Source organism: Psychroflexus longus (assembly GCF_020164595.1).
GTDB lineage: Bacteria > Bacteroidota > Bacteroidia > Flavobacteriales > Flavobacteriaceae > Psychroflexus > Psychroflexus longus.
Map to the genome: position 1 here is coordinate 1 of NZ_JAIQZE010000037.1, position 281 is coordinate 281.

Consider the following 281-nt stretch of genomic DNA (forward strand, 5'->3'; position numbering starts at 1 on the left):
CCCAGACTTCGCTGGGTTCAATATTGAGTGCGTGCCACAGAACGACCAAGTGATAGAGAAGATCGGCACTTTCGCTGACCGTCTTTTGGGTCCGCTTCCTCACCGCCTCGAGAGCGACCTCGGCAGCCTCCTCGACAACCTTCTGCGAGATCTTCCGCAATCCGGCATTCATCAGCTCTGCCGTGCGAGCATGCTCCGTCAATGTCACATCATTCAGCGCGTTGTAGAGCTGCTCTAAATCGTTGGCGAAGATAGTATTCGCGCAAGTCGTATTAGTGCCT

1 protein-coding gene is annotated in these 281 nt (G+C 54.4%); it reads right to left on the bottom strand.

Going from position 1 to position 281, the window contains the following annotated elements; translation table 11 throughout:
* A partial coding sequence (gene hisE / locus LB452_RS13475; RefSeq protein WP_224462254.1) for a phosphoribosyl-ATP diphosphatase occupies positions 1 to 281 on the bottom strand: 281 nt, incomplete at both ends.